General features: G+C 68.6%; 22 protein-coding genes. 19 read left to right on the forward strand and 3 right to left on the reverse strand.

The features are described 5' to 3' along the window. Positions 1-179 precede the first annotated feature (179 nt). The 11 genes from VHAB30_RS06650 to VHAB30_RS06695 all read left to right on the forward strand — a co-directional run bounded on the left by VHAB30_RS06650 (position 180) and on the right by VHAB30_RS06695 (position 10,975). A complete protein-coding gene (locus tag VHAB30_RS06650) occupies positions 180-1,838 on the forward strand; it encodes a ShlB/FhaC/HecB family hemolysin secretion/activation protein (RefSeq protein ID WP_308789333.1) in 1,659 nt (552 codons plus the stop codon). An 80-nt stretch (positions 1,839-1,918) separates the two neighbouring features. Then, the gene (locus VHAB30_RS06655; protein WP_159276247.1) at positions 1,919-3,727 is read left to right on the forward strand and encodes a DUF2341 domain-containing protein; all 1,809 of its coding nucleotides are present in this window, start codon (positions 1,919-1,921) and stop codon (positions 3,725-3,727) included. Positions 3,728-3,739: 12 nt separating this feature from the next. Then, positions 3,740-4,153, forward strand: a complete 414-nt coding sequence (locus VHAB30_RS06660; protein ID WP_062474100.1) for an ExbD/TolR family protein — start codon at positions 3,740-3,742, stop codon at positions 4,151-4,153. 10 nt (positions 4,154-4,163) lie between these two features. Next, a complete protein-coding gene (locus VHAB30_RS06665) occupies positions 4,164-4,907 on the forward strand; it encodes an energy transducer TonB (protein ID WP_223301347.1) in 744 nt (247 codons plus the stop codon). Continuing rightward, positions 4,904-6,760, forward strand: coding sequence for a putative porin (locus tag VHAB30_RS06670; protein WP_235926474.1), 1,857 nt, complete (start codon positions 4,904-4,906; stop codon positions 6,758-6,760). Before VHAB30_RS06665 ends, VHAB30_RS06670 begins: the two co-directional genes overlap by 4 nt. A 13-nt stretch (positions 6,761-6,773) precedes the next feature. Then, positions 6,774-7,499 carry a hypothetical protein gene (locus tag VHAB30_RS06675; protein ID WP_235926476.1) on the forward strand — a complete coding sequence of 242 codons (726 nt, stop codon included), beginning with the start codon at positions 6,774-6,776 and terminating at the stop codon, positions 7,497-7,499. Then, positions 7,496-8,443, forward strand: a complete 948-nt coding sequence (locus tag VHAB30_RS06680) for a peptidylprolyl isomerase (RefSeq protein WP_159276248.1) — start codon at positions 7,496-7,498, stop codon at positions 8,441-8,443. Before VHAB30_RS06675 ends, VHAB30_RS06680 begins: the two co-directional genes overlap by 4 nt. A 35-nt stretch (positions 8,444-8,478) precedes the next feature. Then, the gene (locus VHAB30_RS06685) at positions 8,479-9,030 is read left to right on the forward strand and encodes a YbjN domain-containing protein (protein ID WP_159276249.1); all 552 of its coding nucleotides are present in this window, start codon (positions 8,479-8,481) and stop codon (positions 9,028-9,030) included. Positions 9,031-9,041: 11 nt separating this feature from the next. Continuing rightward, the gene (locus VHAB30_RS31110; RefSeq protein ID WP_070061194.1) at positions 9,042-9,326 is read left to right on the forward strand and encodes a hypothetical protein; all 285 of its coding nucleotides are present in this window, start codon (positions 9,042-9,044) and stop codon (positions 9,324-9,326) included. Positions 9,327-9,394: 68 nt separating this feature from the next. Next, positions 9,395-10,411 carry a phosphotransferase enzyme family protein gene (locus VHAB30_RS06690; RefSeq protein ID WP_235926484.1) on the forward strand — a complete coding sequence of 339 codons (1,017 nt, stop codon included), beginning with the start codon at positions 9,395-9,397 and terminating at the stop codon, positions 10,409-10,411. A gap of 105 nt (positions 10,412-10,516) precedes the next feature. Then, the gene (locus tag VHAB30_RS06695) at positions 10,517-10,975 is read left to right on the forward strand and encodes a DUF4124 domain-containing protein (protein WP_159276251.1); all 459 of its coding nucleotides are present in this window, start codon (positions 10,517-10,519) and stop codon (positions 10,973-10,975) included. 12 nt (positions 10,976-10,987) lie between these two features. On the opposite strand, the gene VHAB30_RS06700 is transcribed toward VHAB30_RS06695, so the two are convergent. Next, positions 10,988-11,671: a class I SAM-dependent methyltransferase gene (locus tag VHAB30_RS06700; protein ID WP_159276252.1), complete on the reverse strand. Its 684-nt coding sequence runs from the start codon at positions 11,669-11,671 to the stop codon at positions 10,988-10,990. 110 nt (positions 11,672-11,781) lie between these two features. Between VHAB30_RS06700 and VHAB30_RS06705 the strand changes: the two genes are divergently transcribed. Then, positions 11,782-12,237 carry a GNAT family N-acetyltransferase gene (locus tag VHAB30_RS06705; RefSeq protein ID WP_159276253.1) on the forward strand — a complete coding sequence of 152 codons (456 nt, stop codon included), beginning with the start codon at positions 11,782-11,784 and terminating at the stop codon, positions 12,235-12,237. Between the two features lie 19 nt (positions 12,238-12,256). After that, the gene (locus VHAB30_RS06710; RefSeq protein ID WP_095947043.1) at positions 12,257-12,793 is read left to right on the forward strand and encodes a shikimate kinase; all 537 of its coding nucleotides are present in this window, start codon (positions 12,257-12,259) and stop codon (positions 12,791-12,793) included. Between the two features lie 47 nt (positions 12,794-12,840). Here VHAB30_RS06710 and VHAB30_RS06715 read toward each other — a convergent pair whose 3' ends face one another. After that, the gene (locus VHAB30_RS06715; RefSeq protein WP_159276254.1) at positions 12,841-14,040 is read right to left on the reverse strand and encodes an MFS transporter; all 1,200 of its coding nucleotides are present in this window, start codon (positions 14,038-14,040) and stop codon (positions 12,841-12,843) included. Between the two features lie 411 nt (positions 14,041-14,451). On the opposite strand from VHAB30_RS06715, the gene VHAB30_RS06720 reads away from it, so the two are divergent. Both VHAB30_RS06720 and VHAB30_RS06725 read left to right on the forward strand, forming a co-directional pair. After that, positions 14,452-15,861, forward strand: a complete 1,410-nt coding sequence (locus VHAB30_RS06720; protein WP_159276255.1) for a DUF2130 domain-containing protein — start codon at positions 14,452-14,454, stop codon at positions 15,859-15,861. Between the two features lie 25 nt (positions 15,862-15,886). Further along, a complete protein-coding gene (locus VHAB30_RS06725) occupies positions 15,887-16,294 on the forward strand; it encodes a GNAT family N-acetyltransferase (RefSeq protein WP_062474113.1) in 408 nt (135 codons plus the stop codon). 18 nt (positions 16,295-16,312) lie between these two features. On the opposite strand, the gene VHAB30_RS06730 is transcribed toward VHAB30_RS06725, so the two are convergent. After that, a complete protein-coding gene (locus tag VHAB30_RS06730) occupies positions 16,313-16,837 on the reverse strand; it encodes an Lrp/AsnC family transcriptional regulator (protein WP_062474115.1) in 525 nt (174 codons plus the stop codon). A gap of 92 nt (positions 16,838-16,929) precedes the next feature. Here VHAB30_RS06730 and VHAB30_RS06735 point away from each other — a divergent pair, with 92 nt between their 5' ends. The 4 genes from VHAB30_RS06735 (at position 16,930) to VHAB30_RS06750 (ending at position 23,195) form a co-directional block, all read left to right on the forward strand. Continuing rightward, entirely contained in the window at positions 16,930-20,538 is a 3,609-nt protein-coding gene (locus VHAB30_RS06735) for an indolepyruvate ferredoxin oxidoreductase family protein (protein WP_159276256.1), read from the forward strand. 86 nt (positions 20,539-20,624) lie between these two features. After that, complete coding sequence (locus VHAB30_RS06740) at positions 20,625-20,981, forward strand: hypothetical protein (RefSeq protein WP_159276257.1); 357 nt, start codon at positions 20,625-20,627, stop codon at positions 20,979-20,981. Positions 20,982-21,377: 396 nt separating this feature from the next. Next, positions 21,378-22,409: an Lcl C-terminal domain-containing protein gene (locus VHAB30_RS06745; RefSeq protein WP_235926829.1), complete on the forward strand. Its 1,032-nt coding sequence runs from the start codon at positions 21,378-21,380 to the stop codon at positions 22,407-22,409. Between the two features lie 225 nt (positions 22,410-22,634). Beyond that, entirely contained in the window at positions 22,635-23,195 is a 561-nt protein-coding gene (locus tag VHAB30_RS06750; RefSeq protein WP_159276259.1) for a dihydrofolate reductase family protein, read from the forward strand. Positions 23,196-23,296 lie beyond the last annotated feature (101 nt).

Genomic DNA, 23,296 nt, shown 5'->3' on the forward strand with positions numbered 1-23,296 from the left:
GCGAAACCCGCCGCGCCGGACCTCGTGCCGATTTCTTGATGAAGTTTTCGTGACAAACGACAGTCGCCGCGCACGCCGTGCGTCTAGGTATCGGTACGCAGCAGCGACATGAAGGCTCTCCACCATGAGCCGCTGCCACGCGAGCTTCATCCTTGAGAACCGAGCTGTAAATGCATGACATGAAGAAGAACGCCCCACCGACCTGCTGGAGAGCGGTGTGGCTGGCGGTGATGGCGATCGGTGCCCCGGTGGGCGCCTTCGCACAAGCACCTGCCGCTGTCTCCACGCCGGCCGCGACCTCGGCCACCCCACCGGCCGCGGGTGCGCCCGCGGCCACCGAACCGGCCCGCAAGGTCGACATCGCCGAATACATCGTGCGCGGCAACACCGTGCTCGACGCCCGCGCCATCGAGAAGGCGGTCACGCCCTTCCTCGGCCCCGAGCGCACGCTCAAGGACGTGGAGGGCGCGCGCGACGCGCTGCTCGCGGCCTACCAGGCGGCGGGCTACCAGTCGGTGTACGTCGACCTGCCCGAACAGCAGGTCACGCAGGGCGTGGTGTTCCTGCAGGTCAACGAGACCCGCGTGGGCCGCGTGCGCGTGGTGGGCGCCGAGTACAACTCGCCGCTCGACGTGCGCGACCAGGTGCCGGCGCTGAAGGAGGGCGGCGTGCCCGACTTCAACAAGGCCCAGGCCGAGCTCACCGCGCTCAACCGCAGCCCCAAGCGCCAGGTGATGCCGCTGGTGCGCCCCGGCGCGATGCCGGGCACGATGGACGTCGACCTGAAGGTCGAGGACCAGAGCCCGTGGCGCGCCAGCGTGGGCCTGAACAACGACTACAGCGCCGACACGCGCAAGCTGCGCGCCAGCGCCTCGCTGGGCCACGACAACCTCTGGCAGATGGGCCACAGCGCCTCCATCAGCTTCTTCGGCGCGCCGCAGGACCTGAACCAGACGCAGGTGTTCTCGGCCTCGTACAACGCGCCGCTCAAGGGCACGAACTGGAGCCTCGAAGCCAACGCCTTCGTGTCCGACAGCAACGTGGCCACCGTGGGCGGCACCACCGTGCTGGGCAAGGGCCACTCGATCGGCCTGAAGGCCACCTACACGGTGCCCAACACCGGCAACTGGTGGCACGCCTTCAGCGTGGGCGTCGACTTCAAGAACAACAAGGAAGCGCTGACGCTCAAGGGCAGCGGCGACACCGTGCCGCTCAAGTACGCACCGATCACGCTGTCGTACTCGGGCTTCCGCCAGACCGACAAGAGCCAGTACGGCGTGGGCGTGTCGCTGGTGGCGGGCACGAGCAGCTCGTTCAAGTACGGCAGCGACTGGGCGGCCTTCGACTACAAGCGCTACAAGGCCTCGCCCAGCTTCATGGTGCTCAAGACCGACCTCAACGGCGCCCACAGCTTCGAGGGCGGCACGCAGGTGGCCTTCCGCGTCAACGCGCAGATGACCGATTCGCCGCTCGTCTCGAGCGAGCAGATCGCCGCGGGCGGCATGAATTCGGTGCGCGGCTACCTCTCGGCCGAGGCCACCGGCGACTACGGCGTGGTCGGCTCGGTCGAGTTGCGCAGCAAGCCGCTCGCCTTCCTGGGAAGCACCGTCGAGAACTGGCGCGTGTACGCCTTTGCCGACGCCGCGCGGCTGCGCCTGAAGAGCCCGCTGCCCGAGCAGGCCGACCGCTTCTCGCTGTATTCGGTGGGCGTGGGCACGACCTTCAAGGTGGGCACGTATTTCTCGGGCCGCGTCGACATCGGCTATCCGCTGGTCGACGGCCCGCGCACCAAGAAGCACGACACGCAGGTGAATTTCAGCATCACCGCGAGCTACTGACCGAACGAACGACCGACGGCAACAGCCATTCCTCTTTTCGATTTTTTTCTCATTCCACGAGCTTTCCGGAGAACCCTGTCATGCGACGACTTCTTTTCATCGCGCTCACGCTGTTGAGCACGCTCCTGCCGGGCCTGGCCCATGCCTGGTGGCAGGCCGAGTGGGCCTACCGCAAACCCGTCACCATCGACGGCGGCCCGCAGGCCGGCGCCATCGGCAGCGATGCCGGCCGCGTGCCGGTGCTGGTGCGCCTGCACACGGGCAACTTCAAGTTCGAGGGCGTGAGCGAGACCGGCGCCGACCTGCGCTTTGTCGCGGGCGACGACAAGACCGTGCTCAACCACCAGATCGAGCAGTTCGATCCGCTGCTGGGCATCGCGCTGATCTGGGTCGACGTGCCCAACGTCTCGGCCGGCACGCCGCAAAAGCTGTGGATGTACTACGGCAACCCCAAGGCCCCGGCCTCGGGCAACGGCCAGCGCAGCTTCGACCCCGACTACACGCTGGTCTACCACTTCGCCGAAGGCGCAGTGCCGCCGCGCGACACCACCGCCTACGGCAACAACGGCCAGACCGCGGCGGTGCCCGTCGAAGGCACGGTCATCGGCAAGGGCGCCCAGCTCGGCAACGGCGCGCTGATGCTGCCCGCCACGCCCTCGCTGGCCGTGACGGCCGGCGGCACGCTGACCTTCTCGGCCTGGATCAAGCCCGATTCGCTCGGTGCGCGCCAGGCGATCTATGCGCGCCGCGACGGCGCCAGCGAGCTCGTGGTCGGCATCGACCAGGGCGTGCCCTTCGTGCAGGTGAACGGCCAGCGCAGCACGCCCGGCCAGCCGGTGCAGGCCGGCCAGTGGTCGCACCTGGCGGTGAAGGCCGAGGGCGACAGCGTCGCGCTGTATGTGGGCGGCCGTCCGGCCGTGTCGCTGGCCGCGAAGCTGCCCGCGCTGAACACCGCGGCCGCGCTCGGCGCCGATGCACCGGCTGCCGCACCCGCTGCACCGGGCGCTGCACCCGTGGCCGGCTTTGCGCCGTTCACCGGTGCGATCGACGAAGTGCGCCTGTCGAAGGTCGCACGCCCCGACGCGCTGCTGCTGGCCGATGCCGTGTCGCAAGGCGCCGAGTCGCGCCTGGCCGCCTTCGGTCCCGACGAGCAGCAGGCCGGCAAGAGCCACTTCGGCTTCATCCTGGCCGCGATGCCGCTGGACGCGTGGATCGTGGTCGGCCTGCTGGGCCTGATGATGGCGCTGTCGTGGGCCATCATGATCGGCAAGGGCCGCAACTTCGGCGCCACCTCGCGCGCCAACGCCACCTTCATCGAGCACTTCCGCGAAGCCGCCGGTGCGCCGCTGGACCGCCTGGCCACCAACAACACCGTGCCGCAAGAGGTGCGTGCCGATTCCTCGCTGTGGCGCCTGTACGAAGTGGCCATCGAGGAGATGCGTCGTCGCCATGACCGCGGCTACGACCTGAACGCCGTGTCGGCCTCCACCATCGGCGCCATCCGCGCCGCGATGGACGGCGTGATGGTGCGCGAGACCGAGCGCATGTCCAAGCGCATGAACTGGCTGTCGACCACCATCGAAGGCGCGCCGTACGTGGGCCTGTTCGGCACCGTGATCGGCATCATGCTGGTGTTCGTGGTGGCGGCCATGGCCGGCGCCGTGGACATCAACTCGGTGGCGCCCGGCATGGCTGCGGCGCTGCTGTGTACCGCCGCCGGCCTGGGCGTCGCGATCCCCGCGCTGTTCGGCTACAACTGGCTGGCCTCGCGCTCGGACGCCATCGGCGCCGACATGGCCGTGTTCGTCGACGAGTTCGTCACGCGCCTGGCCGAAGAGCAGGGCGAGGGCCGCTCGCTGCCGGTGGCCGTGCAGGCGCGCCGCGCCTGAGGACCGCGCACCATGGCAAACACAGCCGCGAAGTTCGCCGTGCGCAAGCGCACGGGCGGCATCAACATCACGCCCTTCGTCGACGTGCTGCTGGTGGTGCTGGTGATCTTCATCCTCACCAGCAACGCCAGCATCCCGGGCATCAAGGTCGACCTGCCCAAGGCCAGCGCCTCGGTGGCGCTGGAGAAGCCCAAGACCAAGGCCATCACGATCGACAACGCCGGCAACGTGTTCCTGGACGCCTACCCGGTCACGCTGCCCGAGCTCGAAGAGCGCCTGCGCACCGAGAAGGCGCTGTCGCCCGACTTTCCCGTGATCGTGCGCGGCGATGCCAGCGTGCAGTACGCGAAGGTGGTCGACGTGCTCGACCTGCTGCGCCGCATCGAGCTGAACCAGATCGGCCTCGTGACCGGCAAGCAGAAGTGAGGACCGGAGCGTGAACCCTCGCGACCCGATTTCTTCTGCCTTGCCTGCGCCGCGCTCCAGTGGTGCAGGTGGAACGGCCGCGCTGTGGCGCCGCTGGGGCGGGGTGGTCATCGGCCTGGCGATCGTCGTGGCGCTGGCGCTGCTCGTGTGGCGGCTCCTGTCCGACACCGCGAGCCAGAAGCGCGTGGTGGCCGACGCGCCCACGCTGATGCTGCCGCCGCCCCCGCCACCGCCGCCCGAACCCGAGAAGCTGCCCGAGCCCGAGCCGGAAAAGATCAAGCCCGAAGTGGTCGAGCCCGAGCCCAAGCCGGTCGAGCCGCTGGAAGCGCCGAAGGACGACGCGCCGCCCAGCCCCTCGAAAGACCTGGGCGACCCGGTGACCATGGACAGCGCCGGCCAGGCTGGCAACGACGCCTTCGGCATCCAGGCCGGCAGCGGCGGCGGCATGAGCGGCACCGGCGGTGGCGGCGGCCTGGGCAGCGGCTCGTATGCGCGCTACGTGTCGAGCATGTTGCAGCAGGCGCTGTCGCGCGACCCGCGCACGCGCCAGCTGGTGTTCGACGACATCCAGATCGACCTGTGGCTCGGCGCCGACGGCAAGACCACGCGCGCCCAGCTGGTGCGCGGCACCGGCACCGAGGACATCGACGAGGCCGTGCTGGCGCTGGTGCGCGGGCTCGATCGCGTCGACGAACGTCCGCCGGCCTCGATGCGCTTTCCGATGCGCGTGTCGATGAAAGGCCGCCGGCCATGACTTTCCACACCTGTACGGCCGACGCCCGGCCCGACTCCTTTCCTCCAGTGAACGAAGCGATGAACACCCTGCACAACACCCTCCCGCGCCGGGGCGCGATGCCGGCCCTCCGCCAGTGCGCGCTCGCGGCGGCCGTGGCCTCCGCCTTCGTGCTGTCGGCCGGCACCGCCATGGCCCAGACCGCCGCGCCCGCGGGCGAATCCGCCATGGTCAAGCTGATCCGCGGCCTCATTCAAAGCGGCACGCTCGCCAAGGACGTGGGGGAAGCGCTGCTGGCCCAGGCCCAGACCGAAGCCATCGCCGCGCAGCAGGCGCAGCGCCAGGCGGCCGTGTCGGCCACCGCTGCGTCGGCCACCGTCGCGGGCGGCATGCGCCTCGAAGCGGGTGACGTGCGCGTGCCCTACATCTCGCAGACCGTGCGCGACCAGATCCGCGACGAGGTCAAGGCGCAGGTCATGGCCCAGGCCAAGGACGAAGGCTGGGCCGCGCCCAACGAGACGCCCGAGTGGAGCAAGCGCATCCGCTTCGAAGGCGACGTGCGCGTGCGCAACGAATCGCGCAGCTACGCCGGCAACAACAGCGACATCGAGATCAACTGGCCCTCGCTCAACCAGGGCAGCGGCTACGACGTCAACCCGAACACCAACCTGTCGCTGCCGTCGATCCTGAACACGCGCCAGGACCGCCGCAACCTGTTCCGCGCCCGCGCGCGCGTGGGCCTGCTGGCCGACCTGTCGGAGAACACCAAGGCCGGCGTGCGCCTGGCTTCGGGCAGCGACGAGAGCCCCGTCTCCACCACCACCACGCTGGGCGGCGGCCTGGGCAAGAAGAGCGTGTGGCTCGACCAGATGTGGATCTCGCACAAGCCGACCGACTGGCTCACCGTGACCGGCGGTCGGTTTGCCAACCCCTTCATGTCGACCGACCTGCTGTATTCGAGCGACCTGAACTTCGACGGCATTGCTGCGCAGTTCGACAAGAAGCTGGCTGCGAACCGCGACCTGTCGCTGTTCGGCACGCTGGGCCTCATTCCGCTCGAGTACTCGGCGGACGGTTCGCCCACGCGCAGCCAGCGCAAGATGAAGAGCGAGAACAAGTGGCTGCTCGGCGCGCAGGTGGGCGCCGACTGGAAGATCAACGAAGACAACCGCGTGCGCGGCGCGCTGGCGTACTACAACTTCCGCAACGTCAGCGGCCAGGTCTCCGAGCCCTGCGCGCTGTACGCGGGCGCCGACGGCTGCAGCACCGACTGGTCGCGCCCGGCCTTCATGCAGAAGGGCAACACGCTCATGCTGCTGCGCGACATCTCGCTCGACCCGCTCAATCCGGCCGGCACGCCGCAGCCGCAGTACGTGGGCCTGGCCTCGAAGTTCCGCCTGATCGACCTGAACCTGCGCTGGGACACCCAGGTGGCCGGCAACAACCTGCGCCTGGACGCCAACTTCGTGCGCAACACCGCCTACGACGCCAACGACATCTGGAAGCGCGGCGGCATCCGCGGCGCCATCGTGAACAACTTCGGCCCGACCGGCGGCACCACCCAGTCCGACTTCAAGAGCGGCGGCAACGCCTACATGCTGCAGGCCACCTACGGCAAGCCGGCACCGGCCGCACGCGGCGACTGGAACGTGCTCGCGGGCTACAAGCGCATCGAGCCCGACGCCATGCCCGACGGCTACAACGATTCGAGCTTCCACGGCGGCGGCACCAACGCGCGCGGCTACTTCCTGGGCGGCTCGTATGCGATCGACAAGAACATGTGGTTCACCGGCCGCTGGATCTCGACCAAGGAGGTCTACGGCCCGCCGCTGTCGATCGACACCCTGCAGCTCGAATTCAATGCGCGTTTCTAAGAAGGAGTCCGCCGTGTCCCGAACGATCTTCCCGGCGCTGGCCCTGGCCGCGCTGGCCGCCACGGCCGGCGTCGCGCAGGCCCAGCAGCCGCAGGGCCAGAGCATGGAGGAGCGGCTGCGCGCGCAGCTGCGCACCACCACCACCCAGCTGCAGCAGGCGCAGAACGAGCTGGCCGCGCTCAAGGCCGGCCAGCCCGCGGGCAAGGCGCCCGCGGCACCCGGTGCGGCGCCGGCCGCATCCGAGCTCGAGACGCTGAAGAAGGAACTGGCCGCCAGCCAGGCCCAGCTCGCGTCCGAGCGCCACGCGCGCGGCCAGGCCAGCGCCGGCAACGCGCAGCTGCGCGAGCAGGCCCAGGTCGCCAGCGAGAAGGCGGGCGCGCAGATCGCGCAGTTCCGCGGCGCGTACGACGAGCTGCTGAAGATGGCGCGCGCCTCCGAGGCCGAGCGCCAGCGCCTGGCCGGCGAGGCCGCCTTGCAGCGCACCGCGCTCACGCAGTGCGAGGCCAAGAACACGCAGCTGTATGCCGTCGGGCAGGAAGTGCTGCGCGCCTACGAAACCATGGACGTGGGCAGCGTGCTCGCCTCGCGCCAGCCCTTCGCGGCGCAAAGCCGTGTCAAGTACGAACAGATCGCGCAGCAGTACGGCGACAAGCTCTACGAGAGCCGCTTCGACGTGCGCGCCGTGAGCGCGCCGGCGCCTGCGGCCGCTGCATCCGCCACGGAAGGAAAGCCCCAATGAACCCCGCACAAACCACTCCCGCAGCCGGGCTCGGCCGCCGCCTGCGCGCGGCAGCCGGCGTGCTGCTCGTCTCGTCGGTCGGCGTGGCCGCCGCCCAGCAACCCGCTGCGCCCGGCCCCGCCGTGGTCGCACGCATCGGCGAAGTGACCATCGGCCAGGACGAGATCGAGAAGCTGTTGCAGACCCTGCCCGAGACCGAACGCGCCGCCGTCAAGGCCGACCGCGCGAGCCTCGACGGCTGGCTGCGCCAGCGCCTCGTGAGCGAAGCGCTGCTGCGCGATGCCCGCGCCAAGGGCTGGGCCGACCGGCCCGACGTGAAGGCGAAGATCGACGCCGCCACGCGCGAGATCACCGCGCGCATCGTCGCCACCAGCTACCTCGAATCCGTGAGCCAGGTGCCCGCGGGCTTTCCGTCGGACGCCGAGGTGAAGGCCGCCTACGACCAGGGCAAGACCGGCTTCAACCTGCCGGCCGCCTACCGCGTGGCGCAGATCTACCTGGCCACGCCCGAGCGCGACCCGGCCGCCATCGCCAAGGTGCGCGACGAAGCCAACCGCCTCGCCAAGCAGGCCCGCAGCGGCGACTTCGCCGCCGTGGCGCGCGCCAGCTCGCAGGACCGCCGCAGCGCCGAACGTGGCGGCGAGGTCGACACGCTGCCGCTCGCGCGCATCCTCCCTGAGCTGCGCGACACCGTGGCCAAGCTCAAGCAGGGCCAGGTCAGCGAGCCGGTGCAGGCCGAGGCCGGCTTTCACATCGTCAAGCTGCTCGACACCCAGCCCGCGCGCACCGCCACCCTCGAGGAAATGAAGCCGCAACTGCAGGCCGCCCTGCGCCAGCAGCGGCAGCAGCAACTCGTGCAGGCCTACATGGCCCAGCTGGCGCCACCGGCGCAACTGAGCATCGACAGCGCCGCGCTCGACGCCGCGCTCAAGAAAACCAACTGAACCCATTCCCCCTTTTCAGAAAGAAGAACCACACCATGAACACCACCGCCACGACCCCGCAAGCCGACGACCAGGCCGCCACGCCGGCGCCTTTCGACATGCTCGACGCCGTCACGCCCGACCAGGTGTCGGACGCCATCAAGGCCGCCGGCGGCGCCGTCACCGCCATCGAACAGGATGGCGTGGTGCGCCTGCACAGCGCCAGCCACGGCATCGGCTTCCAGGTGCTGTGGGGCAACGCCGTCACCACCACCCAGTACACCGACTTCACCCTGAGCTGCCCGCTGCGCGTGCAGGGCGGCACGCTGCCCGAGGCCGTACTCGCCGCCTGGCACCGCAGCAAGCGTTTTGCGCGCGTGGCGCAGCACGGCGACTTCGTCGTGCTCGAGATGGACGTGGTGGTGGCCGGCGGCGTCAGCCCCGCCTACCTGGCTTTTGCCGTGCGGCTGTGGATGCAGATGATGGGCGAGTTCTTCCTGCACCTGCGCAACTACGGCCCCGCCGCCGAGACGCGCGGCGATGCGGCGAATGCCGACGCCGCTGCAGCTGCCACCGCCGCCGTCCAGGGTGTGCCCGCCGCCGCGTGATGCCACTGCCCATGCGCGCCGCATCCGGCCTGTCCGTGGACGACCACCACCATCCCTCGCACGACTCGCCCACGGGCCGCGCCATCCAGGCCGCGGCGCGCCAGGCCCAACGCGCACGCCGCGCCGAGACCGTGCGGCTGCGCCAGCGCGCCGCGCTGCTCGAGCTGCTGGTGCAGACCATGGCGGAGCTGCACATCTCGATGGCCGAGCTCAATGCGGCGCGCAAGGCGCTGGCGCCGGCTTGGCGGCAGGTGGGGGACGGGGGCGCTTCGCTCGATCGCGATCTGGAGCGTTGACGCCACGCGGTGAGGCGGCGCAGGGTAGGGCAGAATCGCGCGCCCCACGCTCCCGAAAGGCCGCACCCGTGACGACGCCCGCCCGCTCTGCCCAGATCGCACAGACCACGCCCACGGGCGCCGCCATCGCAGAGAAGGTGGCGCAGGCCTACGACTTCGGCGAGGTCCGGTCGTGCGAGCTGCTGCGGCGCAGCTTCAACCATGTCTACGGCCTGCAGTTTGCCGACGGCCGCCACGCCGTCGCGCGCCTGAGCGCCGACCGCCCGCGCGGCGCCCCCAACATCGGCTACGAAACGGCGCTGCTCGTGCACCTGAAGGTCAGGGGCGTGCCGGTGGCCGGTGCGCTGGCGGCACGCGACGGCGCACATGCTGTCGCGATGGACCTGCCCGAGGGCGAGCGTCCGCTGATCCTGTTCGAGCACCTCGACGGCGACGTGCCCGGCGACGTGCTGCCCGACGTCGAAGCCACCGGCCGCGGCCTGGCACTGCTGCACGAAGCCGCGCAGGACTACCACGGCCCCGCGAGCCGCTACGGCCTGGAACTGCCCGACCTGCTGCACGCATCGCTCGAGCGCCTGCACGCCGCGCCCACCATGACCGACGCGCTGCGCCCGGAGTTCAGCGCCATCGCACGCGCGCTCGAAGCCCGCATCGCCGCGATGCCGGCCCTGACGCGCGTTCACGGGCATGGCGATTGCCACGGCATGAACAACTTCGTGACGGAGGGGCTGGACGGCGTGCGCGTCGCCTCGTTCTTCGACTTCGACGACGCGGGCCCCGGCTGGCTGGCCTATGACCTGTGTGTGTACCTGTGGGCGATGCACCCGCGCACCGTGGACGGATCGCTCGACGCGACGTCGCTGGCGCGTTGGCGCAGCTACCTGGCGGGCTACCGCAGCGCGCGCCCGTTGCCCTCGGCGGATGTCGACGCCGTCGCCGCCTTCATGGCGGTGCGGCAGTTCTGGCTCATGGGCGAACACGCGGGCCGCATCGCGGTGTGGGGCACGCAGTCGATGCCGACGAGCTGGCTGCGCACGCAAGTGAAGATGCTGACGGCGTGGGCGGAGTTGCGGACGCCGGAGTGAGGCGCGGGTTAGGATTCTTCGCATGTCGCACCGGTTGCCACTCTTGCATCGACTGGCCCTGACATCCGTTTCTCCTTTCGACCCATCACCTGACAGTGGGCAACCATGAAGATTTCAAATCTGGTTCGCGCTGTGCTTGCGACGCTCACGTGCGTGCTGCTTTCATCGCCGGGGCATGCCGAGATCTACAAGTGGGTCGACGCCAAAGGCCAGACGCACTACACCGAGCGCAAGGCCGATGCAGGCGACGCCAGGACCGAGGAACTGAAAGTCTCCCCGCCACCTGACACGTCGAAGACCTTCACGCCGCCCACCAGCGACTGGCGTCCACGTGACCGGTCCGGCCTCCCCACGTCGACGCAGTCGCCTTGGCCCCCTGGCCCACCCGAACGCAAGGGACCCAAGGCCGTTTCAGACGGCATCGACCACGGCACGAATGCCTCGCGATGTGCGCTGGCCCGGGACATCCTCAGTGGTGCCCGAGCGCGCCGCAACAAGCCCACCGACGCCTACGATCGCGAAGTGGCGCAGAACGACATCAAGGCGTTTTGCAACGCGCGCTGATGGAGATGTCGCTCAGGCGTTGGCGACCCAGCCTCTGAACGCCATGCCCGCATAGAACAAGCGGACGTTGGTGAAGCCTGTGTCATCCAGCAGTGCCTCTTCCTGCGCCGGGCTGAGCAGTGTCAACGTCGAGCCGATCGCGGATGCGGCCTTGCGCGCGTTGTCCGGATCGACACCGGAAGCTGCCGCGAAGGCGACGTAGCGCGAGAGCCACAGCTCTCGCTCCCCGTCCGCCTGGGGAAAGCTGAGATGCGCCATGACGAACGGCGCACCGGGCTTCAGTCGGCGACGAATTTCCCTCAGCGTCGACCTGCGTTCATCGAGCGTCAGGAAGTGCATCGTCAGCAGGCAGGTCGCTGCATCGAACGGGCCTTCAGGTGCGGTGTCGGTGTAGCCGTGGTGCAGCGCGACCCGCTCGGCGAGCGCACCGAGCGTTTCCGCGGCGAGGTCGAGCATGGGCTGCGACGGATCGACGCCGACGAAATGCCATCGGGGATGCGCCTGCGCGAGCACCTTCAACTCCATGCCACCACCGGCGCCGATGACCAGCACGTGGGCCGCATCCGGCGCGCGTTCGGCGACGAGCAGGGCTGCCATCGTCTGCAGGTCGTGCAGGCCTGGCACCAGGCGGGCGGTTTTCTCGGCGTAGTTGTTGGTGGTGGACGACGTGCTGAAGGCGGGCGTGGGCTGGGACATTTCCACAGTCTATGTGGGCGTCGCGCGCTTCGCAGGCGCAGGGCTGCGGGAGAATCCAGTCAGAAGCGGGCCTCGCCCGAACCCGACGTCATTTTGCGGAGACCGCCTGCATGCCCATCCCGTCCCTCAGCGTCCGTCGTGCGGTGTCCGACGACGCCGCACGCATCGATGCGCTCTACGGCCAACTGGTCGCAGACGCGGCGCGCTGCGTGCTGCCCGAACGCCTGCAGGCGTTGTCCGAAGACCCGCGGACGGCGCTTCTTGTTGCGGAGATCGACGGTCAGGTGTGCGCCACGGTGCTGGTCTCGCTGTGCGAAGACGTGATGTACAAGCGGCAGCCGTTCGCGGTCGTTGAGAACGTCGTCGTCGACGCGGCTGCTCGCAACCGAGGGGTTGGGGCCGCGCTGATGCGGGAGGTCGAGGCGTTCTGCGCGGCGAGCGATTGCTCGAAGATCATGTTGCTGAGTTCGGTGGATCGCACGGATGCTCATCGGTTCTTCGAGCGCTGCGGCTTCGATGCCTCGATCAAGCGCGGGCTCGTGAAATATCGACGGTCCTTTGCTTGAAGAGCGACCTCGGGATCGCATGACAACGATCCTTCATCTCGTCGGACCCGGCGGGGCGGGGAAAACCACTGTGGGTCCGTATCTGGCCCGGAGACTGGGCTGGGCGTTCGTCGATCTCGACCAGCACTTCATGTCCCGCGAAGGGAACATCGACGCCGTCATCGAGGCGTCTGGTTACTTGGGCTATGCAAGGCGGAACGTGGCCGTCTATCGGGAGGTTCGATCTGCGTTGACCCGTCCCACCGTTCTCGCGCTTTCGTCCGGATTTCTCACGTATCCGGAAGACGTGGATGCGGGGTATCCCACGTTGCGTTGCGCCATCGAGATCGACGCGCTGACCTCGCTGCTGCTGCCAGCCTTCGAACTCGAGGCATGCGTGGAGGCGATCGTGCGACGCCAGCTTTCGCGGCCGTATTTGCGCGGTGACAGCGCGAGCGAGGAGCGGCGGATACGGGAGCGATTCCCAAAGTTCATGGCGATGCCGTGTGCCCGTTTCCGCAGCGACGCTGCGCCAGACGACGTCGCGTCGCAGATTGAACGATTCATGCGCAGGTGACGGATGCCGCTGCCGAAGAGAGAGCCACGCGGCTCTCTCTTGCCGCCTCAGGCCAGCGTCGATACGTGCTCAGCGCGAGACACCCTCGCCAGCCGCCACGTCATCCCGATCCCCACAACCGTCGCGATCAACCCCACCAGGAACACACTGTCGTGACCGTAGTGGTCGGCAATCAGCCCCGCCATCGGTCCTGTGACGCCGTATGCCAGGTCCTGGAACGCCGCGAAGCCGCCGATGGCCGTTCCGCGCAGGTGGGCGGGCACGCGCTTGACGGCCTCCAGTCCCATGGCGGGGAAGACCATCGAGCACCCCATGCCGGTCAGCAGTGCGCCCACCATCGCCACGACGGGATGGGGCGCGAGCCACAGCAGCGCTTGACCCACGGCCTCGATCGCCAGGGAGACGAGCGCCACTTTGATTCCTCCGATGCGGTCGGGCAAGCGACCCGCCAGCAGGCGCACCAGGACGAAGCCCAGGCCGAAGCATGTCAGTCCGTAGCCGGCACCCTGCCAGCCATGGGCCAGGAAGTAGAGGGGAAAGAACGCGCCCAAGGCCGCAAAGCCGACGCCTTGCAGGCCCACGACCGCGCCTTGCTTCCAGATGAGCCCCAGCACATCCGAGAACGGTGCGCGGCGCCCCTGTGCCGACATGGCGGGCGCGATGGACCACAGCATCGCGCCGCTGACCAGCGGCAAGGCGATGCTGCCCGCCATCAGGCCGGCGAAGCCGAGCCGCTCCAGCAGCCAGAGGCCCAGCGGGCCGCCCACCGCGAAAGCACCGTACATGCCGGTGCCGACGAGCGCCATGACCTGCCCGGAACGCGCGGGGCCCATGGCCGCCATGGCCCAGCCCAGCATGCCGACGAGCGCGAAGCTTTCCCCGAGGCCCAGCACGAGGCGCCCCACCAGAAGAACCAGGTACGCGCCGACACCATGGCCCAGCACGGGCAGCGAGGACGCCCAGCACAGGAGCGAAGCCGCCGCATAGAGGACAAGGCCCCGGAACATGGCGACCTTGCCGCCGCGTTCGTCAGCGAGCCGACCCGCCCAGCCGCGACTCAGGATGGTGGACAAGAAAGCAATGCCGACGCCCAGGCCAGACGCGACGTTGCCCATGCCCAGCGTCTGCGACACGTGGAGCGTCACAGCCGGCATCGACATCGCGACAGACAGGTAAGCGAGAAAAAGCGCGAGGGTCATCCAGACCAACGTGCGCAGGGAAGAAGAGTTTGTTTGGACGTTCGTCATCGAGCGCCGCTCCTTGAGTTTTCAAAGGCGGCACCAGCCGGTCGAATGGGCGGGACGATGAGCACCGAAGCGACCCACGCGCACCGCCAGTCGGCATGCGGGTGCCACTGGTGATGCGTTGGTTGACGTAAACGCTTACGGCTGGATGGAGCTCTGAACAGGTCAGAGTCGATTTTTGCAGCGGCGATTCTAGCAACGTGATCGAGACGGGATCGCTCGCTCGCAGACGTCGGCCTCGGTCTTCAAGCGCTTGCCGCTCACCGGCGCTTCCTGTCCGGCTACAGTCGGATGGCTCCATGTCCCTGACCCTATGAACAGCATCACTTCCCGCGATCCCGCCCGAACGGCGCGGCGCTTCGCTGCACCCCTTCTCCTGTCGACGCCCACCCTGACGATGGAGCGCACATAGCCATGCACGAAATCATCTGCCCCCATTGCAGCAAGGCATTCAAGATCGACGAAGCCGGCTACGCGGACATCCTGAAGCAGGTGCGCGACGGCGATTTCGAGAAGCAGTTGCACGAGCGGCTGGAACTGGCCGAGCGCGACAAGCGCGCCGCCGTCGAACTCGCCCAGACCCGGGCCGCCGGCGAACTGCAGAAGGCCGCCGCCGCCAAGGACGGCGAGATCCAGGAACTCAAGGCGAAGCTCGAGGCCGGCGATGTCGCGCGCAAGCTCGCCGTGAGCGAAGCCCTGGGCGCCGTGGAACGGGAGCGCGACGCGCTCGCCAACGAGCTTGAAAAGGCCAAGCAGGACAAGCTGGCCGCCACCGCGCTCGCCGAGGCACGGCACGTGGGCGAGCTGCAGAAGAGCGCCGCCGCGAAGGACGTGGAAATCCAGGAGCTGAAGGCCCGGCTCGACGCCATCGAGGTGGCGAAGAAGCTCGCGATCAGCGAGGCTGTCAGCGTCGTCGAGAAGGAGCGGGACCAGTGGAAGAGCGGCCTCGAGCGGGCGGAGCTCGAGAAGCAACTCGCCGAGAAGTCGCTCAAGGACAAGTACGAAACACAGATCAAGGACCGCGACGACGCGATCGAGCGGCTGCGCGACATGAAGGCGCGCCTGTCGACCAAGATGGTGGGCGAGACCCTGGAGCAGCACTGCGAGACCGAGTTCAACCGCATCCGGTCGATGGCGTTTCCCCGCGCCTACTTCGAGAAGGACAACGACGCGCGCACGGGCAGCAAGGGCGACTACATCTTCCGCGACGTGGACGAGGCCGGCACCGAGATCGTCTCGATCATGTTCGAGATGAAGAACGAGAACGACCGCACGGCCACGAAGAACCGGAACGAAGACTTCCTGAAGGAACTCGACAAGGACCGCATCGAGAAGGGCTGCGAGTACGCGGTGCTGGTGTCGCTGCTCGAGCCCGACAACGAGCTCTACAACACCGGGATCGTCGATGTGTTCCATCGCTACCCGAAGATGTATGTCGTGCGCCCGCAGTTCTTCCTGCCCATCATCACGCTGCTGCGCAATGCGGCGATGAACTCGCTCAAGTACAAGTCGGAGCTGGCGCTGGTCAAGGCGCAGAACATCGACATCACGAAGTTCGAGACCGAGCTGGAGACCTTCAAGGCCGCCTTCGGCAGGAACTACGACCTGGCCCACGGCCACTTCCAGAAGGCGATCGCGGAGATCGACAAGTCGATCGACCACCTGCAGAAGACGAAGGAAGCGCTGCTCGGCACCGATCGCAACCTGCGCCTTGCGAACGACAAGGCACAGGACGTGACGATCAAGAAGCTGACGCGCGGCAACCCGACGATGGCGGCCAAGTTCGCTGAACTCAAGAAGCTCGGGTCTTCCGAGACGGAATGAGCCTGGGAGCTACGCAAAGAAACTCATGAACAACATCACCATCGACTACCGCCAGGACGTGCCCCTGGACCCGGCCGACGTCGCCCGCGTCTTCGACCGCTCCGGCATCAAGCGCCCCACGAACGATCTCGCCCGGATCGCGCGGATGTTCGCCGCCCCCAGCCTCCTGCTGTCGGCCTGGGTCGACAACGAACTGGTGGGGCTGTCGCGGTCGCTGACCGACCATGCGTACTGCTGCTACCTGTCGGACCTGGCGGTGGACAAGAAGTACCAGGGCCATGGCATCGGCCGGGAACTCGTGCAGCGCACGCAGGCGATCATCGGCGAGGAGGTGTCGTTGATCCTGCTCTCGGCGCCCGACGCGATGTCTTACTACCCGACGCTCGGCTTCGAGCTGGCGCAGAACGCGTACGTCATCCGGCGCAAGCGCTAGAGGCCACTGCGCCACGCCTCACGGCGACCGCCGTGACCCCGCCAGCCCGGCCTTCGCATCCAGCAGGTGCCCGAGCGGCAGCGCCGTTTCCGACTTGATCTCGCGCAGCACGATGCTCGAGCGCACGTGCGTCACACCGGGCAGGCTGAACAGCACCTCGTGCAGGAAGCGCTCGTAGTGCTTCATGTCGGGCACGGTCACGTTGAGGATGTAGTCCGCGGGCCCGGTGGCCGACACGCAACGGATGATCTGCGGGCTTGCGGCCACGGCTTCTTCGAAGCGCTGCACCATCGCTTCGCTGTGGCGGTCGAGGTTCACCTCGGCCACGGCCGACACGTGCAGGCCCACGTGCTCGGGGTCAACGAGCGCGGTGTAGCCGCGGATGACGCCAGCCGCCTCCATGTCCTTGATGCGCTTCCAACAGGGCGTAGGCGACAGGCCCACGGCCTCGGAAATCTGCTGCACGGTCTGCCGCCCGTCATGCTGCAGTGCAGAAAGAATCTTGAGGCAATGCTCGTCAAGAGAAACAGAACCGACGTTCATCGTGATTTTCGAGTGAATTCTTCTTCAAACAAGGGTCTGCGCCAGTGTATTGAAGAAACACTTACTTGGGGGGGCGCAGAACAATTCCGGGCATGAACGCCCCACTTGAAGCGACCGCACTCCGACGGCCCGACTACCAGCTTTCCGACAACCTCTGGGCCGATGCCGGCTCGGTCTTCCTCACCGGCACGCAGGCGCTGATCCGCATCCTGGCGATGCAGAAACAGCGCGATGCGGCACGCGGCCTGCACACGCAGGGCTTCGTGAGCGGCTACCGCGGCTCGCCGCTGGGCATGGTCGACCAGGCCATCTGGAAGGCCGGCGAGCGCTTCAAGAAGACAGGCATCCGCTTCGTGCCCGCCGTGAACGAGGAGCTGGCCGCCACGCAGGTGCTGGGCACGCAGCGTGTCGAATCCGACCCCGAGCGCACCGTCGATGGCGTGTACGCCATGTGGTACGGCAAGGGCCCGGGCGTGGACCGCGCAGGCGACGCGCTCAAGCACGGCAATGCGTATGGCTCGTCGCCGCACGGCGGCGTGCTGGTGGTAGCGGGCGACGACCACGGCTGCGTGTCGTCGTCGATGCCGCACCAGAGCGACCACGCCTTCATGGCCTGGCGCATGCCCGTGATGCAGCCCGCGAGCGTGGCCGAGTACCTGGAGTTCGGCCTGTACGGCTACGAGCTGTCGCGCTACTCGGGCGCGTGGGTCGGCATGGCGGCACTGTCCGAAATCGTGGAGAGCGCGGGCACGGTGGACCTCGATGCGGTGAATGCGCGCGTCGCCGCCTGGGAAGACGCCGACGCCGTGCGCGCCGCCACCGGCCACGCCGCGCCGCCCGACGGCCTGCACTACCGCTGGCCCGACCTGCCGTCGCTGCGCATCGAGTCGCGGCTGGAAGACAAGCTCGCGGCCGTGGCCGCCTTCACACAACGCAACAGCATCGACCGCCACGTCATCGTGAGCCCGCATGCCAAGGTGGGCATCGTCACCTGCGGCAAGGCGCACCACGACCTGATGGAGGTGCTGCGACGGCTCGAGCTTTCGCCCGATCAGCTCGCGCGCGCCGGTGTGCGGCTGTACAAGGTGGGCCTGAGCTTTCCGGTCGAGCAGACGCGCCTCAAGGAATTCGCGCGCGGGCTCGGCGAGATCCTCATCGTGGAAGAGAAGGGCGCGGTGGTCGAGACGCAGCTGCGCGACATCTTCTACAACGCCCCACCCGATGCGCGCCCCGTGCTCGTGGGCAAGCACGACCACGCGGGCCAGCCGCTGGTGTCGGCGCTCGGCGAGCTGCGGCCTTCGCGCCTCATCGAGCTGGTCGCGCACTGGCTGGCCGTGCACTTTCCGGAGAACCACGACCTGGGCGATCACCTGCAGCACGTGCGCGACTTCACGCCGCCCGAGCTGCTGGCCAACGCGAGCGATGCGGTCAAACGCCTGCCGTACTTCTGCGCCGGCTGCCCGCACAACACCAGCACCAAGGTGCCCGAAGGCTCGACGGCGCGCGCGGGCATCGGCTGCCACTTCATGGCCAACTGGATGGACCGCAGCACGGCGGGCCTGATCCAGATGGGCGGCGAGGGCGTCGACTGGATCTCGCACGCGATGTTCACGAAGACGCCACACGTGTTCCAGAACCTGGGCGACGGCACCTACTACCACTCGGGCTACCTCGCGATCCGCCAGGCCGTTGCGGCCAAGGCCACGCTCACCTACAAGATTTTGTTCAACGACGCGGTCGCGATGACCGGTGGGCAGCCGGTCGATGGCGTCATCAGCGTGGACGCGATCGCGCGACAGGTGGAGTCCGAAGGCGTCACCAAGGTGGTGGTCGTGAGCGATGCCATCCACCACTACGACGCCATCAAGAACAAGTTTCCGGCGGGCACCGAGTTCCACGACCGCGCCGCGCTCGACGAGGTACAGCGCCGCCTGCGCGAGATGCCCGGCGTGACCGTGCTCATCTACGAACAGACCTGCGCCGCCGAGAAGCGCCGCCGCCGCAAGAAGGGCGAGCTGGCCGATCCGCCCAAGCGCCTGTTCATCAACGAGGCCGTGTGCGAAGGCTGCGGCGACTGCACCGTGCAAAGCAACTGCGTGGCCGTGCTGCCGCACGAAACGCCGATGGGCCGCAAGCGCAAGATCGACCAGACCAGCTGCAACAAGGACTACTCCTGCGCCAAGGGCTTCTGCCCCAGCTTCGTGGGTGTCACCGGCGGCAAGCTGCGCCGCAAGAGCGGGGCGCTGGCGGCCGGGCGCGATGCCTTCCTGCACCGCGTGGGCGCGCTCGCGCATCCCGCGCCGCATGCGTGGACTGGCCCCTACGACCTGCTCGTGACCGGCGTGGGCGGCACGGGCGTGGTGACGGTGGGCGCGGTCATCGCGATGGCCGCGCACCTCGAGGCCAAGTCGGCCAGCGTGCTCGACTTCATGGGCTTCGCGCAGAAGGGCGGCTCGGTACTGAGCTTCGTGCGGCTGGCCGACACGCCCGAGCGGCTGAACCAGGTGCGCATCGACACGCAGCAGGCCGATGCCATCCTCGCGTGCGACGTGGTGGTGGGCGCCTCGGCCGACGCGCTGCAGACCGTGCGGCACGGGCGCACGCGCGTGCTCGCCAACATCCACGAGATTCCCGTGGCCGAGTCGCTGCGCAACCCCGATGCCGACCTGCATGTCGACCTGCTGCTGGAGAAGATGCGCTTCGTCGCGGGCGAGGAACAGGTCGAGACCTTCGATGCGCAGAGCCTGGCCGAGGAGTTCCTGGGCGACACGCTGGCCGCGAACATCGTGGCCACCGGCTATGCGTGGCAGCGCGGCCTCGTGCCGCTGAGCCTCGAGGCGCTCATGCACGCGATCGAGCTCAACGGCGTGGCCGTGGCGGCGAACCAGTCGGCGTTCTCGCTCGGGCGGCTCGCGGCCGGCGACCCCGCGGCACTCGACCAGCTGCGCGCGGCACCGGTCGAGGCGGCGGCGCACCAGGTGGACGACCGCCCGCTGGAAACGCTGCTCGCCGATGCGCGCCGCCATCTCACCGGCTACCAGAACGCCGGGTGGGCCGCGCGCTTCGAGCAGCGCATTCGCGCACTGCAGGCGGTCGAGTCCGCGTTGCCGGGCGGCGACGCGAGCCTGCCCTTCACGCGCAACGCGGCGCGCAGCCTCTTGAAGCTCATGAGCTACAAGGACGAGTACGAGGTCGCGCGCCTGTACACCGATGGTGCGTTCCTGCAGAAGCTCCACGACCAGTTCGAAGGCGACCTGAAGCTCGAGTTCCATATGGCGCCGCCGCTGCTCTCGCGGCCCGCGCACGGGCAGGCACCCGCCAAGGTGCGTCTCGGTGGATGGATGCTGCCGGCGATGAAGTGGCTGGCCCACGGCAAGCGCCTGCGCGGCACGCCCTTCGACCTGTTCGGCCACACGGCGGAGCGCCGCACCGAGCGCGCGTTGATCGATCACTTCGACCGCCTGCTGCAGGAGATGGTCACCGCGCTGACCCCCGACAACCAGCCGACCGCCGCACGCATCGCGGCGCTGCCGCTGTCGGTGCGTGGCTTTGGCCATGTGAAGCTGGCGAACCTGGATTCGGCGCGCCTGCGCGAGGCCGAGCTGCTGCACCGCTTTGCGCCGTCGCGCTACGCAAAGCCGGTGGACGCGCCCGGCGCCGGGCAGATTCGGGGCATCGCCATCGTGGCCAGCGCCCGGTAGTGGGCGCGGGTGGCGCGCGTGAGTTGCTCGGCTACGATCATTGCCGAAGCACTCACGCCCGCCACACCCCGACGATCACAGGACCCATGCGCGCCTTCCTCTACTACGCCCTGATGCTCCTGCTCGGATATGCCTGGTACAGGTACGGACAGAACCTGCTGCGCAAGGGCTATCGCGATGAGAAGGGTGAACTCACCCAGGGGCTCGTCGGGCCCGTCGGATTCCTGCTGACCGCTGGCGTGACCTGCTACCTCTTCTTCGCCATGCTGCGCGCCCTGGTGCGGGGCGAGGTGCCCTGTGTCGGAAAGGGCTGCGTGGGGCAGGTCTACACACTGGCGGCGCATGCGGGCGACTACTGGGCCAACATGTTCTTCCTGGCGTGGTGCGTGCTGGGCCTGGGCTATGCGATGTACGTGACGCTCAGGATCTGGTTCCGGGCTTAGCGCGCGGTGCGCACAGTCGGCTCCCGCGCCATCATCTGACTGGGTACCATCGGCCACGACCGGCCGTTCGCCGGGGGAGGGTTGGGCCGACGATGTTGAAGATGCTCGCAGCAGCTGAAGGACGTTTGCTTGGGTAGCACGCGAATCCCTTTCCACACCACCACGATCCGCGCGCCCGCAGTGGCGGTTCGCGCGGCAGCCGCAGCGGTCGTCCTGCTGGGGCTGGCCGCCGCGCCCGCCGCTGCGCAGTCGCCACCGGCCACGGCCGGACCGACCACAGTGAAGGTACCGCCCACCGGCGCGCGCACGTGCCTGGGCTTGCAGCAAGACGGCAGATCCGCCCCTCAGTCCTGCACGGACGCGGGACCGCTGGCCTTGATCCCCAAGCAAGACGGCATGTTGCGCGCGGGCCCACCCCACTACGAGGCGGTGGCCGGCCAACCCTTGACCTCGTGCGTGCGCGACCGGGTGTCCGGGCTGGTCTGGGAGGGCAAGCCCGACAGCGGCAAGCTGGCGTGGATGAGGACACAGGCCGGTCCGCCAGGCACCGGCAAGCTGATCGACAGCTACGGTCCGCACAACGAGCCAGCGCCCGGCAGCCGGGCCAACACCGACGCCTATTCCTACTACGGCGACGGGCGGCCGGGCGATGCCATGGCCTATGTGGCGCAGGTGAACGCGATGCGCCTGTGCGGCTTCACCGATTGGCGCCTGCCCACGGTGGCCGAGCTGTACGGCCTGATCGATCTGGGGGAGCTGATCAACGAACGGACGGGGCGGTGGCCCGCCGAGCAGGCCGCCGTCGATGCGCGATGGCTGCCCAACACCATGCCGGGCCACTACCTGAGCTCCGAGCCGGACGACCAGACCCGCATCTGGTGCGTGAGCTTCAAGCTCGGGTTCGTCTACAGCTGCAACCGCAGGATGGAGAGAAAGCCGCAGCCGTTGTTCATTCGCCTGGTGCGCGGCCCCGAAGTGCCCGAGACGGGCCGCTGGCGCGAAGTGCCCGACGAGCGCGGCGTGCCCGGCGGCGTGGTCGAAGACCGCCACACCGGCCTGGCGTGGCGCCGCTGCGACGAGCCGCAGGTATGGAACGGCCAGCGCTGCACCGGGACGGCCGGGCGCTACCGCTATGTGCAAGCCCTGCAGCACGCCGCCACACAACCGGGTTGGCGCCTGCCCACCATCAAGGAGGTGAACAGCCTCGCGGAGCGCTGGTTCAAGAAGCTCGACATCCCCGCCGCCGATTTCCCGGCGTCCGGCACGCAGCCGCTGCGCGAAGGGTATCGGTCCTCCACCGTCTGCACCGCCGGCCCCGCGACGCGGGAGGCCCGTGCATGGATCGGCGGATGGGTGCTGGGGGGTGGGGGCGATATCTCTTGCGAGGCGCAGCCCATGCCCCTCGGGGTCCGGCTCGTGCGCGAGTGATGTGCGATGCGCATCTGTCTCGACGCCATACCGTGAAGCTGTGGCACCGGGTCAAGGACGGCAAGCTCGCGCCTCGCTGCCCGTCGTTCCTGGCGTTTCTGTACTTCCTCTTTGGCGAGGCATCAGCTACCGTCTGACGCGGCCTGCTTGCGGCCACGAGCGGTCATTCAGGGTGCCGCCCCGCGCTCCGAAAGCAGCAGGCCGCCCAACCCGGAGGAGACTCGCATGGGACTTCTGACCTTCAGCCTCAACGTCACCCTGGACGGCTGCGTCGACCACCAGGAGGGCATCGCCGACGACGAGACGCACGCCTTCTTCACCCGCCTCATGGACGAGGGTGGGGCGATACTGTGGGGCCGCACCACCTACGAGATGATGGAGAGCTACTGGCCGGCGGTCGCCCGCGGCGATGTGGAGGCGCCGCCGGCGGTGCGCGAATGGGCGGCCAAGCTGGAGATCAAGCCGAAGTACGTCGTGTCGTCGACGCGAACGGACTTCCCGTGGAGCCACAGCCACCACATCGCCGGCGACTTGCGCTCGGGCGTGCAAAAGCTCAAGGACGCGACCCCAGCCGGCGTGCTCCTCGGCAGCGGCAAGCTCGCGACCGCGCTGGACCGTCTGGATCTGATCGACGAGTACAGGTTCCTCGTTCACCCCAGGATCGCCGGCCACGGCCCGACCCTGTACCAGGGCGGGCTGCCTCACACGCGACGGCTGGAGCTGGTCTCGGCGAAGCCGTTCGGCAACGGCGCGGTCGCCATGCATTACCGGCGCGCGCGTGGCTGACAGCCAGCCACGCCCCCGGGCCAACGGAAACAGCACGGTCGTCACCGAGCAGTGCTCCAGCGCGAGGATCACCCTCACACGACGGACCGCGCCCAGCGCAA

Origin of the sequence: Variovorax boronicumulans (assembly GCF_009811375.1) — a bacterium.
Lineage (GTDB): Bacteria > Pseudomonadota > Gammaproteobacteria > Burkholderiales > Burkholderiaceae_C > Variovorax > Variovorax boronicumulans.

Excerpts from the sequence above, each read along its gene's own strand:
- VHAB30_RS06660 (WP_062474100.1), top strand. The coding sequence starts at position 3,740 with ATGGCAAACACAGCCGCGAAGTTCGCCGTGCGCAAGCGCACGGGCGGC.
- VHAB30_RS06655 (WP_159276247.1), top strand. The coding sequence starts at position 1,919 with ATGCGACGACTTCTTTTCATCGCGCTCACGCTGTTGAGCACGCTCCTG.
- VHAB30_RS06705 (WP_159276253.1), top strand. The coding sequence starts at position 11,782 with ATGCCCATCCCGTCCCTCAGCGTCCGTCGTGCGGTGTCCGACGACGCC.
- VHAB30_RS06735 (WP_159276256.1), top strand. The coding sequence starts at position 16,930 with ATGAACGCCCCACTTGAAGCGACCGCACTCCGACGGCCCGACTACCAG.
- VHAB30_RS06740 (WP_159276257.1), top strand. The coding sequence starts at position 20,625 with ATGCGCGCCTTCCTCTACTACGCCCTGATGCTCCTGCTCGGATATGCC.
- VHAB30_RS06685 (WP_159276249.1), top strand. The coding sequence starts at position 8,479 with ATGAACACCACCGCCACGACCCCGCAAGCCGACGACCAGGCCGCCACG.
- VHAB30_RS06695 (WP_159276251.1), top strand. The coding sequence starts at position 10,517 with ATGAAGATTTCAAATCTGGTTCGCGCTGTGCTTGCGACGCTCACGTGC.
- VHAB30_RS06715 (WP_159276254.1), bottom strand. The coding sequence starts at position 14,040 with ATGACGAACGTCCAAACAAACTCTTCTTCCCTGCGCACGTTGGTCTGG.
- VHAB30_RS06650 (WP_308789333.1), top strand. The coding sequence starts at position 180 with ATGAAGAAGAACGCCCCACCGACCTGCTGGAGAGCGGTGTGGCTGGCG.
- VHAB30_RS06725 (WP_062474113.1), top strand. The coding sequence starts at position 15,887 with ATGAACAACATCACCATCGACTACCGCCAGGACGTGCCCCTGGACCCG.
- VHAB30_RS06670 (WP_235926474.1), top strand. The coding sequence starts at position 4,904 with ATGACTTTCCACACCTGTACGGCCGACGCCCGGCCCGACTCCTTTCCT.
- VHAB30_RS06710 (WP_095947043.1), top strand. The coding sequence starts at position 12,257 with ATGACAACGATCCTTCATCTCGTCGGACCCGGCGGGGCGGGGAAAACC.
- VHAB30_RS06730 (WP_062474115.1), bottom strand. The coding sequence starts at position 16,837 with ATGAACGTCGGTTCTGTTTCTCTTGACGAGCATTGCCTCAAGATTCTT.
- VHAB30_RS06680 (WP_159276248.1), top strand. The coding sequence starts at position 7,496 with ATGAACCCCGCACAAACCACTCCCGCAGCCGGGCTCGGCCGCCGCCTG.
- VHAB30_RS06750 (WP_159276259.1), top strand. The coding sequence starts at position 22,635 with ATGGGACTTCTGACCTTCAGCCTCAACGTCACCCTGGACGGCTGCGTC.
- VHAB30_RS06745 (WP_235926829.1), top strand. The coding sequence starts at position 21,378 with ATGTTGCGCGCGGGCCCACCCCACTACGAGGCGGTGGCCGGCCAACCC.
- VHAB30_RS06700 (WP_159276252.1), bottom strand. The coding sequence starts at position 11,671 with ATGTCCCAGCCCACGCCCGCCTTCAGCACGTCGTCCACCACCAACAAC.
- VHAB30_RS31110 (WP_070061194.1), top strand. The coding sequence starts at position 9,042 with ATGCGCGCCGCATCCGGCCTGTCCGTGGACGACCACCACCATCCCTCG.
- VHAB30_RS06720 (WP_159276255.1), top strand. The coding sequence starts at position 14,452 with ATGCACGAAATCATCTGCCCCCATTGCAGCAAGGCATTCAAGATCGAC.